Below are 12,956 nucleotides of genomic sequence, written 5' to 3' on the forward strand. Positions count from 1 at the left end.
GAACTCATCAACTGCCCTAGTTTCATAGGAGAAGACAGGTTTACACCAGAATCTATTTCTCTCACTTAGCGTCTCAACACTATGACGGCACACAACAAGGCGATACAAAACGGTTTCTCTGAAGGAGCGATCGCTTCCTACTATCAGGCGGGCGGCACATTACCTGAAAATGCTCCTACCTATGTTCAGCGGCAGGCTGACCTTGACCTTTATGAGGGGCTGAAGGCAGGAGAGTTTTGCTATGTGTTGAATTCGCGCCAGATGGGTAAATCGAGCCTTCAGGTGCAGGTGATGAATCGGTTACAGGCAGAGGGAATTGCTTGTGTCACGATCGACATTTCCGATATTGGCAATCAAGTATCACTAGAGCAGTGGTATGGCGGCGTTGCCTATAAGCTCGTGAGCAACCTGAACGTGTTTAGCTCCAGAGAGTTTATGACCTGGTGGAGCGATCGCGGCTCCCTTTCACCCGTTCAGCGGTTCAGCCAACTGCTCGAAGAGATTTTACTCAAGCAGTCTCAACCGATTGTCATCTTTATTGATGAGATCGACAGTGTTCTCAGTTTTCGGGACTCACTAGACGATTTCTTTGTGCTGATCCGCGCCTGCTACAACAAACGAGCCCATCATCCAGCCTATCGTCGTCTCACGTTTGCCTTGTTGGGAGTTGCTACCCCTAGTGATTTGATCAGCGATACCAAACGCACTCCTTTCAACATTGGTCGAGCGATCGATTTATATGGGTTTGCAGAGCATGAGGCACAACTCTTAGCAGATGGTTTAACAGAAGCTGTTGATGATCCTCAAGCCGCGTTGCGTACCATCCTGGGCTGGACGGGTGGACAGCCATTCCTTACTCAAAAGGTGTGTCAGCTATTAGTAAAAGAGCGAGAAAGTGATGTCGATCGTCTGATTCAAACTCATCTTCTCACCAATTGGGAAGCGCAGGACTATCCAGAACATTTGAAAACCATACGCGATCGCCTCCTCCGCAATGAGCAACGAGCAGGGCGACTATTGGGGCTTTATCAACAGATCTTGTTGGCTCCCGACCGCTCCATTCTGGCGGATGATTCGGCGGAGCAAATGGCGCTGAAACTGTCGGGTTTGGTGGTGCAGCGCCAGGGCAAAGTGTGGGTCGCTAACCGGATTTATGAAACGGTGTTTGATGCCGATTGGGTGAGTGAGCAGTTGGGTAATCTGCGGATTTACAACGATGTGATCGCCGCCTGGATCGCTTCTAACCGCGAAGACAGTTCTCGCTTACTGCGAGGACAATCGCTACGAGAAGCGCTGAATTGGTCGGCAGGCAAAAGCTTGAGCAATGAGGATTACCAATTTTTGGCGGCAAGTCAGGACGCTGAAAATCGCACCATTCAACTAGAGAAGTTAGAGGTTCAAATTGGCTGGGACATTGAAAAGCAGGAAAAGGAAGCGATCGCCAAAGCGAATCAAATTTTGACGATCGCTAACCACAAGGCAAAGCGCCGAATTCAAATTGGTTCACTGGTGCTGGCTGTCTCTGTGATAGGAGCCGCGATCGCAGGGACATTTGCCAGTATTGCCCTACAAAAACAGCAAATTGCTTTAACAGGCACACGTTTAGAGCAACAGGGAATGAGCGTTCTGCGACAGTTTGAGACCTCTCAACTGGATGCTTTGGTGGCGGCAATGGAGGCAGGAGCAGAACTTAATCAACTGGTGAAAGGCAATCATTCCCTATCTGAATATCCGGCGACCAGTCCCGTTCTGGCTTTGCACACTGTTCTAAACCAGATTCATGAACAAAATCGAGTGACAGGCTTTCCGTCTGATCTAGGTGCAGCCCAATTTAGCCCCGATGGAGAATTGGTGCTAACGGCTTCTGCTTCTGACTCTACTGGGAAACCACCTAAAGCCCAACTGTGGACGACTCAAGGAACCTTGATTGCTGATTTAGGAAATCATGGTGGAAGTGAGTTAGCAATGCAGTTTAGCCCTGATGGTCAAATGTTTGCCACTGCTGGATATGATGGCAAGATCCGACTGTGGAATCGACAGGGCGATCGCCTGCAAGAATTTCAACAGCCTGAAAACCGTTCAGTGTGGGCTCTAGCATTTAGTTCCGATAGTAAATGGCTAGCCGTAGCTAGCGTTGGAGCCATCGATATCTGGTCATCTCAAGGACGCTACCAGTTCAAAGTGGAGGGCTTTGAGGGCAATCTTCATGCAGTTCACTTCAGTCCGGATGGACAACATCTGGCGGCAATTGACGAGCGAGGCAATGTAAAAATTGTGTCACGCGACGGTCAAACTCTAGCCAGTTTCAAAGCCTCTCCTCACGAGAAGATGCACTGGAGTCCTAATAATCAGCATTTACTTACCGTCGGCATGGATGGCATCGCTCAAGTGTGGACGCTGGATGGCGATCGCCTTGGCGAGATTAGGTTTCCGGATGACGGCAATGGTTTATACAAATCAATTGCTGATGCTCAGTTTATATCCAGCGATGAAATCGTTGTAATTACCGTCAATGGTGAGGTGAGCCATTGGACACCTACTGGAGAACAACACTCTCCAAAGGTGCCTAACGTCCGTCCTGATTCACAAATCACTCCAATGCAGCCAAACTTGCAGGTCAGTCCGCAAGGTGATCATCTCATCTTTAGCGATTACTCTGGCAATATTTACCTGCGGCAACAAGTCAAATCATCTCAGCCAAGCGTTTCAATTGTGCGAGGACAAGGTCGAATTCTCAATGCCTGGTTTGCTCCAGAGGGCGATGACCCCGAAGGGGGAACTGCTTCGCATCGCCTGCTCACCTTTTCAACTGCTGGCACGATTCAAACATGGAACCTGCAAAGCCCAAACCAGTATCCGCTACAAGGGGCTACGTCTGGCTTGATGCCAATAGCAGATCTAAACGAGCAAACTAATCGCGTGATTGGTATCGATACGGCAGGCAAGGCTCAGCTGTGGGATATGGCAGGGCGGCAAGTAGCAACGCTAGATGTATCTGGGCAATCTCATCCTCATGCTCAATTTAGTCAGAATGGTCAGGTAGTGGCGATCGCCGGAGAAGAGGGGTTAATCCGCCTATGGAATTCAGAAGGTCAACTCCTTCAGGAGTTAACAGGTAGCCTCCCCTACACTAGTTCCCTTGCCCTCAGCCATGATGGTAGCTATATCGCAGGTATTGCCAACAACAACCAGATTGTCCTTTGGAATCGTCAAGGAGAGCAACTATTGCAAACTCACTTGTCGTCCCAAACATCTATCAGTACTTCAAGTCTTAGCCCCAACGGCAATTATTTTGCAGTAGGTCAAACGGACGGAAACCTGAGGTTATGGTCTGCAAGTGGAGACGTTTTGGCAACTGTGAAAGCTCACGAGTCGAGCATTATCGCCATGCAGTTTAGCCCCGATGAGCAACACTTGATTACCACAGGCTATGACGGATCTGTAAAAATTTGGACTGCTCAAGGAAAGCTAGTCAAAACGCTGGATCAATCTCAACCCGAAGCTTACGCGATTGAATTTAGCCCAAATGGAGAGTATTTTGCAGTTACTGGGATAAACGGCAATATTAAACTCTGGGATCGCCAAGGGCATTTATTAAATGACTTTACAGCACATACAGACTCCATTTACCGCGTTATGTTTAGTCCCGATAGCTATAGCTTTATCACTGTTGCCGGCAACACATTGAGGCTATGGACAGTAGACGGGCAATTGATGAGCGACATCACACTGCCACAGTCCATTCAGAATGTCAGCTTTAGTGATGATGGACAATCGATTTTCAGCGTTGGCAATAGCAATAGGGTGTATCAGTGGCAGATTCCAAAATTATCAACTCTCCTAGAACAAGGTTGCTCCTGGCTAAGCCCCTACTTCACTCAGCATCCAGAATTGCGTAGTAGGCTGAACTGCTCTCCCGAATAAATACTCTGTGGTAAAGCTATGCAACATTTCATTCATGAGTCCTCAAAAAGTTTTCTGCACCACTAAGCGAGGTATTGTCAACTTAATCGGAGAAATTGAAGAATAAGCACGATAATTCTTGTGTCGAGTAACATCTTGTTTGTCGTCTTAACAAGTGTGACACTTCCACTCTGTTTATACAGTAGTCTGGGCTGTTCGGCTAAAACTGTCTAATGGTTGAGCCAACTGATCAGCAAGCGCGCTAAAACAAGAGAGAGTGCTCAAACTATAGACCCAAATTAATTGTTTGCAGTGCCGAGAATAGGAAGAGTGAGCAACGTTCCCAGGATAGGTGAGGAGGATTGGGTTAGTCGTGGCAAAGAGGATAGTTGCTGTAGTCGCTCTAAGGATTCACTAGAGATGATCCAGAGCAATTCGGCCAGTACGACTTAGGATACGGAGAAGGTACAATTCAGCGATCGCCCACTCAAACCGCATTGTCCCAAGCAGAGTCATCAGAGAGTCACCAAAGGTATAAACTATGAATTCTGTACAAGATATCTATTCTCCGTCTGACTGGCAAGCACAGGGTTGTGCTCTTTGTGGGGCGGAACAATATCAAGCAGCGATCGCTGCATTTGATCGTGCCTTAAGCCTTGAACCCAAGAACTGTCAAACCTGGAATTATCGTGCTAATGCGTTAAGTGCGTTGCAGCGTCAAGCTGAGGCACTCAGTTGTTACGATAGGGCGATCGCACTTAATCCGACCTACCATCAAGCTTGGTTTAACCGAGGACTTTTGCTAGCAGAGATGGGGGCGCAAGGTTCTGCTTTGGAAGCCTACGATCGTGCTATTGCGCTTCATCCTGATCCACTTTATTTGCATGCTTGGGACGACGTTTGGCTCAAACAAAAGCTGATTCCTTTTGTTTATGCTTAAACTTGTGAGTTGTTTTTGGCAGAGGATAATGATGAACGATGAAGCTAACTGATCACCTGTCCCCGGCACTCACCAAATCCGATTCGGGGATAACCCTGCCGGTCACAATACCCCCGAAATGTTATTTCATCCCCCGTTTGAAGGAACGATCGCACTTCACCAGTGGGTAGCGTCAGGAGTTGCTTGCCGCGCTGGGTGATTTCTAATAAGCACCCCTGAGTACCAGCGTCAGCGCCCGAAACAGTGCCACTGGCTAACAAATCTCCAGGACGAAGATTGCAGCCGTTGCTGGTGTGATGGGTGAGCATTTGCGCCACGGTCCAATACATCTGTTGAAACGGACTACGGCTCAGGCACAAAGGGGCAATTCCTGCTTGACGCATCTGAGCAGAAGTCAGGAACACCTCCAAGGTCAGAGCTATGCCACCTTGCGCTTGATTGACCGAGTCTGTGAGGTAGGGTAAGGTTTCTGGGGCATCAGAGGTTCTGGTAAAGGCAGAGCCGCGAAAGGGTGCAAGCGCCTCCATCGTCACTACCCAGGGAGAAATCGTTGTGGCAAAGCTCTTACCTAAAAAGGGTCCAAGGGGTTGATACTCCCAGGCTTGAATATCTCGCGCTGACCAGTCATTCACCAGACAAAGTCCAAACAGATGGTCTTCGGCTTGAGTCAGGGCGATCGCTTCTCCTAAGACATTCCCCATCCCGACAAAGCATCCCACTTCCAGCTCGTAGTCCAACATTTGGGAGGGACCAAAGTTGGGAGCTTTATCCTCAGGGCGTTTCTGTTGACCAGAGGGGCGCTGAATCGGAGTACCGCTGGGTACAATGGACGAGGCTCGCCCGTGGTAAGCGATCGGCACATGTTGGTAGTTCGGTAATAGTGGATTGTCAGGACGAAACAGCTTGCCAACATTCGTAGCGTGAAAAATCGAGGCATAGAAATCTGTGTAGTCCCCAATCGTGGCAGGCAACTGCATCTGCACGTCTGTTCTGGGAATGAGGATTTGGCTAGCGGCTAATGGTTCCTGACCCGTCCGCAGTAATTGACTTAGATGATGGCGTAACGGGAATGAGGCTGTTTTCCCCATCGCCATCAGAGCATTTAAAGTTGGCGCTGCACAGGCGACTTGTAGAGACTCAGGCAGGGCTGCCAATAGCCCAAGGGTGCAACATGCAGCCAAATCTAAAATCTGATCGCCGATCGCCACCCCAATTCGCGGTGCATCACTGCTGCCCGATCTTTGAAATACCCCAAACGGTAAATTTTGAATGGGGAACTCCGTGTCGGCTGTGTTTGCTGACTCAACCCAGCTTCGTAGGTTTCGATCGTGAGTGGCATCAATAGCACAAATCATAGGAGTTCCAGATGATCAAGATCGGCAATCGGCTCCTGAATCGAACAGGAACCAAACGAGTGGAAGAACTGCTGCCGGGAGCGTTCAATTTCAGACAAGGTAAGGGAGTGTTTCCGCCAATGGATAGTCGTATCGGTGAACTGGAACGAGTGGTGCGATCGCTCCTCCAAAATTGCCACTGCTTCATCACCACTAATACTGCCTTGATAAGCCAAAGCTGCCAGCAACAGTACGTTTAAAAAACCATGCATGGTGGCGGGGGCACTGTCAGCTTGAGAGGTTAAGCAGTACTGACCTCGCAAAGGATGATGTAATCCCGCTGTAGCTTTCAAGGGAATCTGAGCTTCGGCTAGAGATAGTATTCGCTGAGCAAGCTGTTTGCCGTCAGGAAAGGCATCGTGGGTGAGTCCGCCTGTGCGCAGTTTTGCAGCAGTACCGGGCTGCTGCAAAATTTTCAGGTAAGGTGCCAAATCCACACCAAACGGAATTTCAAAGAAAGCGGTTACTTCTGTCGGTAAATGCTGGTAAACCTGCTGGATCTTGTCTGGTGGTAACGGTGCAACCTCCAAGGCGCGAATCAAAATTTGGCTAGTGGCATGGCTGAGCTGGTGAATCTGCTCAAGTTCGGCTACCCAGTTTGACGAAAGAATGACGCTCAGTGTCCAGGGCTGAGAGGAACTGCTCCGACTAGGCAAGCCTGGCAAAAGTTGAATTAGTTCAGGTAATCGTGAGGCTGGTACCACAAAGTGACCAAGCATCCAGTGATGGGGAGAAGACCAAGCGCGATCGTAGGTTGCTAGCGCTTCGGGTAGACTCAACTGGGCAGGAGGAAACAATCCAGCATAATCTACGACCGCCGAGAGCAGTTGTTTAAGGGAGAGTAACACGCGATGTATCTCCTCTTTTCAAACATCAGGCAGCAGGAAAGAGTAGTGAAGAGTGAGTGTTGCTACCAATGAGAATCTAATCATAGTCGAGTTTTTGCTTAACTCCATCTAGCGCTAGAGAGGTTAGGCGTTTTGGATAAAAAAGTTTGCAAATAATTTGTACAGTTTTGCAACAGAAATTCGACATTCTGATCAAATTTCTATTAACAATGTGATTAACTTTTTGTCGCACTGAACCAATTGAAAAACTTGCTTCTGTAGACGTATAAAACAGACAGGAATTATAGCTATTCTATTAGTGATAGATGTCAAGATAGCCTTAATAATTAGTTACTTCAACTGGGCGAACCTAGACAATAAATCTATAATTTACTTATGGACTCTCAGTTTAAGTTAAGCCACTCGCCTCAAAGAATGATAGAGAGTTTGCAAGCTTTCTAGTGTTTTGAACTCGGTGATTGACTTAACAATTTTTGAATCGAAATTTGTTGAGTATTTTTTGTTGAAATTAGTCGCGATCGCCTCGCGCAAGTTTTATGTGCAATGTCTGTAATCTGTTCTTTAACATTTGTCCTCAATCGCTACAAATAATCAATTCTTCCTAATAGAGGGAGGAATCACATGACTGATTTTTTTCCTGTCCTTGGCTTCGATCACCTTGAGTTTTATGTAGGCAATGCGTGGCAAGCCGCCAAGTTTTATGAAACATTATTTGGGTTTACCAATACCGCTCATTGCGGGTTAGAAACCGGTAGCCGTAAAGTTGCCTCTTATGTAATGGAGCAAGGCGATATTCGCTTTGTCTTCAGTACAGCAGTCGGTCCTGACCACCTGATGGCTCATAGCGTGCTGAAACATGGTGATCATGTGGCAGTGATTGCCCTGGCGGTACCCGATGCGATCGCCGCTTATAAGCACGTGACGGCACACGGGGCGGTCGGCGTTATTCCCCCTACCACTGCTGAGGATGAGCATGGCTTATTGCGTTACGCCGCTATCCGTGCCTATGGCGATGTGCTGATCAAGTTTGTCGATCGCACCGAGTATCACGGCATTTTTGCCCCAGAATTTCAGCCGCAACCCACCCGGCCTCATAACCACACAGCTGGACTACAAACCATTGATCATGTTGTTGGCAATGTTGAACTCGGTGCTATGGAGCGCTGGGTTAAATTCTTTGCGGACACGATGGGCTTTGAGCTACTGGTGCATTTCGACGACAAAGCGATCTCGACTGAATACTCCGCGCTGATGTCTAAAGTGGTGCAGGACGGCTCTGGCAAAATCAAACTACCGATCAATGAGCCTGCTCCAGGCAAGCGAAAATCCCAAATTGCAGAATACCTGGAATACCATCAAGGACCGGGAGTGCAGCACATTGCCTGCTCAACTGCCAATATCATTCAAACCGTCACTCAGTTGCGAGAGGCTGGTGTTGAATTTCTTCGGATTCCCACAACGTATTACGACAATTTAACCACCCGCGTGGGCGACATTAATGAACCGATCGACCAACTGGCAGATCTAGGAATTCTGGTCGATCGCGATCAGGAGGGGTATCTTCTGCAAATATTTACGCAACCCGTTGAAGACCGGCCCACCCTATTTTTTGAAATCATTGAACGGCACGGAGCGCAAAGCTTTGGCGAAGGCAATTTCAAATCACTGTTTGAGGCGATCGAGCGAGAACAGGCGTTGCGCGGCAATTTATGAGGGGCAGCAGTTGAGCAAATCGGTACAAAACCATGACGTACTATTACCGTCTCGGTACGATTCCTAAGAAGCGCCATACGCAATTCCGTCAACCGGATGGCTCGTTGTACCACGAAGAGCTGATGGGAATACATGGCTTTACGGGAATTCAATCGCTGCTCTATCATCTGCACCCACCTACTCAGGTAGATGCCGTGCGGCTAGTGCAAACGATCGCCCTGGAATTTGAGCAGCCTGGCGCTTTACAGCCTCGCCATTTACGCACTGCCCAAAGCATGAGTACAGGCGATGCAATTTCATCTCGCATTCCCCTGCTGGCAAATGCGGATGTCTGTATCTCGGTGGCGCAACCGACAGAACCCATGCCCTATTGGTATCGCTTTGCCCATGGGGATGAGGTGATGTTTGTCCATGACGGCAGCGGTGTGTTGGAGAGCCAATACGGCTTACTGCACTATCGTCCTGGGGATTACTTGGTGATTCCCACAGGTGTGTTTTGGCGTCTCCTACCCAATGTGGGTGTTCTCCAACGGCTGCTGGTGATTGAAGCCCAGGGACACGTTACCCCACCGACCCGCTACCTCAATCGTGAGGGACAGTTTTTAGAACACTCACCTTACGGGGAGCGGGATTTGCGACCACCCGAAGCATTAGTTCCTCGCGATGAGGTGGGTGAGTTTGAAGTCCGCGTGAAAGCGCGCGATCGCATCACAGCCTACACCTATCACCATCATCCAATGGACGTGGTGGGCTGGGATGGTCATCTCTATCCTTACGCCTTCAACATTGCTGACTTTGAACCGATTACTGGACGGGTTCACCAGCCGCCACCCGTTCATCAAACCTTTGAAGCACCGGGATTTGTGATCTGCTCGTTTGTGCCACGGCTTTTGGATTATCATCCGTTGGCAATTCCCGCTCCCTACAACCACTCGAATGTCGATTCAGATGAAGTGCTGTATTACGTGGAAGGGAACTTTCTATCCCGCAACGGCATAGAGCGATCGTCTCTCACGGTGCATCCCAGCGGATTACCTCATGGTCCCCATCCCGGAAAGTATGCAGCCTCAATTGGTCAGGAGCGAACGGACGAAGTGGCGGTGATGATCGATACGTTTCGCCCGTTGCAGTTCACCCGCCAGGCGATCGACCTCGAGGACTCGCAGTATGCCTACAGTTGGACAGTTGATCGAAGGAGCAGTTGATTTATGGTCGTTACCCCTAATGCTCATTCACTGACGATCTCTCCCAGAATCCAAACGCGGTTACAGAACGGAGAGCTAACCCGATCGCGGGTGAATGAGTTTCAAGACTTTCTCAATCAGGTCGATCGGGTCATTTTTCAGCACCGCATCCTCACCGACAATGCCTACACGCGCTGGTTCCAAGCAGGCAACGCGACCGATGAGGAATTGCGGTATTTCATCCAGCAGTTTTCTGTCTTTTCCAATCAATTTTTAGTTGCGGCTCTGTTGAAGGTGATTAACTCGCCCACCCTGCAACAGTCTCGCGCCAGTCGAGAGATTTTGCTGAATGAATTGGGCGTAATTTATCGCAAGTTGAGCGGTACAGCGAATACCCAGACAACTCAAACAGACGAGGAAAAAGATCGAGGAGGCGACCCGGAATTTGTCAGCACCGAAGGAACGGTGGATGGCGGCATCTGTCGCTTCCGGGCGGCTCATTTTGAGTGGCTGACTGCCGTAGCCGAGGGGCTGGGGCTGCACTATGAGGACATTGGTCAACGGAAGCACGGGAGCGCCACTACACTGTACTTCTGTGATGAACTGCAACGCCTTTACGGCAGCGACGATGCCAATATTGCCGAGGGTGCCAGTTTTGCTGTGGAAAATTGGGCGGCAGCAGGCTTCTGGCAAGAGTTAGAAGATGGCTTGATGCAGATTAAACAACTGCGTCATCCCCAACTGCGACTAGCATTCTTCACCTGGCATAACCGTGTAGAAGCCCAACATGCCGGACACACCCTGGAAGAACTGGAAGCGGTCTATTTCCAACCAGGATTTGCTCGAACCAAGTTTATCCAGGGCGGTCAGGAGATCTTGGATGCGATTGCCGTCTTTTGGGATGGGCTAGAGCGCGATCGGCTAAACGCCATTTACGCCTGATTTTGAACTGTCAGTGCAATGAAATCATTGAGCCAGGAGGCTGAAAGAATGCTTTTGTCATTGAAGAACCAGAATGTTAACTCTTTTACCAGTTATGCATTAGAAGCGCTGACTACTGTTGACATAGATAAACTGAAGCCATTCTTTGATGATCTTCCTGTTGATCCTTATCTGAAAGGCAGTTATCGTTTCCGGCGTTTATCTCACTTTAGAGTTGAAGCCGATCGTCTGGTTCATTTACCGCATAGACTCTTTTTTCAGACAAAAGATTACAATTCCTTGCTGGGTAATGTTGTCAGAGAGTATCCAGAGTTAGTGGATGCCCTGATTGAGCTGGAGGATTTTCAAAAAACGGTTTTAGAGTTCTTTGAATTCTGCAAACTTTGCTCAACAGCCAACGAGATTGGCGTTCACCAGATTCGCATTACCAGTTCCAGCCAGCACATGGGAAGTCCAGCTCCTGAAGGAGTTCACCGGGATGGGGTCGATCTGGTGGGAATTTTCTGCGTCCAACGGAGAGGTGTTGAAGGTGGAGAAACTCATCTTTATCGATCCAGGCAGGAGCAGCCAATTTTTGACAAAATTCTCAATCCGGATGAACTGCTGGTATTCAGCGATCGACAATTTTTCCATTTCACTTCTGAAATCAAAACCAGCTCCATTAAACAGGGCATTCGGGATGTCTTTGTTTTCACCTGCCCTGGATTAATGCCTGGAAAAAACTAATGGTTGGCAGCACGAGGCAATTCTATATTAGGAGATCGTTATGACTTCTCTCGATCTGGACTGGATTCGTGAGCAATTTCCGGCACTTCAGCAGGAACTCAACGGTCAACCCATTGTTTTCTTTGATGGTCCCGGTGGGACTCAGGTGCCACGAACGTCGATCGCAGCAATGGGCGACTACCTGTTGCATTCCAACGCCAATGCCCACGGAGCCTTTCTGACCAGTGCCCAGACCGATGGTCTGATTGCCTCTGCCCGTTCGGCTGTCGCAAGTCTGCTGGGTTGCGATGCAGACGAAGTCGTGTTTGGGGCGAACATGACAACCCTGACCTTTGCCATCAGTCGGGCGATCGGACGAGAGCTGCAACCGGGAGATGAAATCATTGTTACCCGCCTGGATCATGATGCCAATGTCACACCCTGGTCTACCTTGGCAGCAGAGGGCGTAGTCCTTCGTGTGGTCGATATTAATTCCCAGGATTGTACGCTGGACATGGATAGTCTGGAACAAATGGTGAATGAGCGGACACGGGTGGTGGCGATCGGCTATGCCTCTAATGCCGTCGGCACTATCAATGATATAGCTACCGTGGTGCGCGTTGCCCATGCGGTGGGAGCTTTAGTTTTTGTTGATGCGGTTCACTATGTGCCCCACGGACCGATCGATGTGCAGACATTGGATTGTGATTTTCTCACTTGTTCTGCCTATAAGTTTTTTGGTCCTCACATTGGCATTCTATACGGCAAACGGAGACATCTGGCGCGGCTTCTTCCTTATAAGGTGCGACCCACCCCCGACGATGTTCCTGGTCGCTGGGAGACAGGCACCCAGAACCATGAAGGCATGGCAGGGCTGATTGCAACATTGCATTATCTGACCGAACTCGGTCATCGGATTTCACCCCAGTTGGGGAATCGGGCTGCCCTGATACAAGCGATGGAAGCAATCCAGCACTATGAACGGAAGTTAGCCCGACTGTTGATTCCGGGATTGTTACAAATTCCAGATCTGACCATTTACGGCATTACGGAACCGAGTCGCTTTAGCTGGCGCACTCCCACCGTTGCCCTGCGTTTGAAGGGGCAGACTCCCTACGCGGTTGCAAAAGAATTGGGCGATCGGGGAATTTTTGTCTGGCATGGCAACTTCTATGCGTTAGGACTGACGCAACGGCTAGAGCTTGAAGCAAGCGGTGGCTTTGTGCGTATTGGACTCGTCCACTACAACACCGAGGCTGAAGTGAATCGTTTGCTGAAAGCTCTGAATGAGATTACTACGTCACACTTTCACCTTAACAGGGGGTAG

The 12,956-nt window shown here is 49.2% G+C and carries 9 protein-coding genes; 7 read left to right on the plus strand and 2 right to left on the minus strand.

Annotated elements, in window-relative coordinates; all coding sequences use genetic code 11:
- Positions 1-81: 81 nt before the first annotated feature.
- Positions 82-3,924, plus strand: coding sequence for an AAA-like domain-containing protein (locus H6F88_RS24925; RefSeq protein ID WP_190645491.1), 3,843 nt, complete (start codon positions 82-84; stop codon positions 3,922-3,924).
- Positions 3,925-4,444: 520 nt separating this feature from the next.
- Positions 4,445-4,843, plus strand: a complete 399-nt coding sequence (locus tag H6F88_RS24930) for a tetratricopeptide repeat protein (protein ID WP_190645493.1) — start codon at positions 4,445-4,447, stop codon at positions 4,841-4,843.
- A 44-nt stretch (positions 4,844-4,887) separates the two neighbouring features.
- Here H6F88_RS24930 and fahA read toward each other — a convergent pair whose 3' ends face one another.
- A complete protein-coding gene (fahA, locus tag H6F88_RS24935) occupies positions 4,888-6,198 on the minus strand; it encodes a fumarylacetoacetase (protein ID WP_190645495.1) in 1,311 nt (436 codons plus the stop codon).
- Positions 6,195-7,085, minus strand: a complete 891-nt coding sequence (locus H6F88_RS24940) for a hypothetical protein (RefSeq protein WP_190645496.1) — start codon at positions 7,083-7,085, stop codon at positions 6,195-6,197. The genes fahA and H6F88_RS24940 overlap by 4 nt, the downstream gene beginning before the upstream one ends.
- Positions 7,086-7,706: 621 nt before the next feature.
- On the opposite strand from H6F88_RS24940, the gene hppD reads away from it, so the two are divergent.
- From hppD to H6F88_RS24965, 5 genes are read left to right on the plus strand one after another with little or no spacing between them, the layout of a single operon-like run.
- Positions 7,707-8,798 (plus strand): 4-hydroxyphenylpyruvate dioxygenase, encoded by a 1,092-nt coding sequence (hppD, locus tag H6F88_RS24945; protein ID WP_190645498.1) that lies wholly within the window; start codon positions 7,707-7,709, stop codon positions 8,796-8,798.
- Between the two features lie 32 nt (positions 8,799-8,830).
- Positions 8,831-10,003 carry a homogentisate 1,2-dioxygenase gene (locus tag H6F88_RS24950; RefSeq protein WP_190645500.1) on the plus strand — a complete coding sequence of 391 codons (1,173 nt, stop codon included), beginning with the start codon at positions 8,831-8,833 and terminating at the stop codon, positions 10,001-10,003.
- A 3-nt stretch (positions 10,004-10,006) separates the two neighbouring features.
- Positions 10,007-10,924 (plus strand): hypothetical protein, encoded by a 918-nt coding sequence (locus H6F88_RS24955; protein WP_190645501.1) that lies wholly within the window; start codon positions 10,007-10,009, stop codon positions 10,922-10,924.
- Between the two features lie 48 nt (positions 10,925-10,972).
- Positions 10,973-11,650 (plus strand): 2OG-Fe dioxygenase family protein, encoded by a 678-nt coding sequence (locus tag H6F88_RS24960; RefSeq protein WP_190645503.1) that lies wholly within the window; start codon positions 10,973-10,975, stop codon positions 11,648-11,650.
- A gap of 40 nt (positions 11,651-11,690) precedes the next feature.
- Positions 11,691-12,956 carry a cysteine desulfurase-like protein gene (locus H6F88_RS24965; RefSeq protein WP_190645505.1) on the plus strand — a complete coding sequence of 422 codons (1,266 nt, stop codon included), beginning with the start codon at positions 11,691-11,693 and terminating at the stop codon, positions 12,954-12,956.

Origin of the sequence: Oculatella sp. FACHB-28 (genome assembly GCF_014696015.1) — a bacterium.
Classification (GTDB): Bacteria; Cyanobacteriota; Cyanobacteriia; order Elainellales; family Elainellaceae; genus JAAUTN01.

Excerpts from the sequence above, each read along its gene's own strand:
- H6F88_RS24925 (WP_190645491.1), top strand. The coding sequence starts at position 82 with ATGACGGCACACAACAAGGCGATACAAAACGGTTTCTCTGAAGGAGCG.
- H6F88_RS24930 (WP_190645493.1), top strand. The coding sequence starts at position 4,445 with ATGAATTCTGTACAAGATATCTATTCTCCGTCTGACTGGCAAGCACAG.
- fahA (WP_190645495.1), bottom strand. The coding sequence starts at position 6,198 with ATGATTTGTGCTATTGATGCCACTCACGATCGAAACCTACGAAGCTGG.
- hppD (WP_190645498.1), top strand. The coding sequence starts at position 7,707 with ATGACTGATTTTTTTCCTGTCCTTGGCTTCGATCACCTTGAGTTTTAT.
- H6F88_RS24950 (WP_190645500.1), top strand. The coding sequence starts at position 8,831 with ATGACGTACTATTACCGTCTCGGTACGATTCCTAAGAAGCGCCATACG.
- H6F88_RS24955 (WP_190645501.1), top strand. The coding sequence starts at position 10,007 with ATGGTCGTTACCCCTAATGCTCATTCACTGACGATCTCTCCCAGAATC.
- H6F88_RS24960 (WP_190645503.1), top strand. The coding sequence starts at position 10,973 with ATGCTTTTGTCATTGAAGAACCAGAATGTTAACTCTTTTACCAGTTAT.
- H6F88_RS24965 (WP_190645505.1), top strand. The coding sequence starts at position 11,691 with ATGACTTCTCTCGATCTGGACTGGATTCGTGAGCAATTTCCGGCACTT.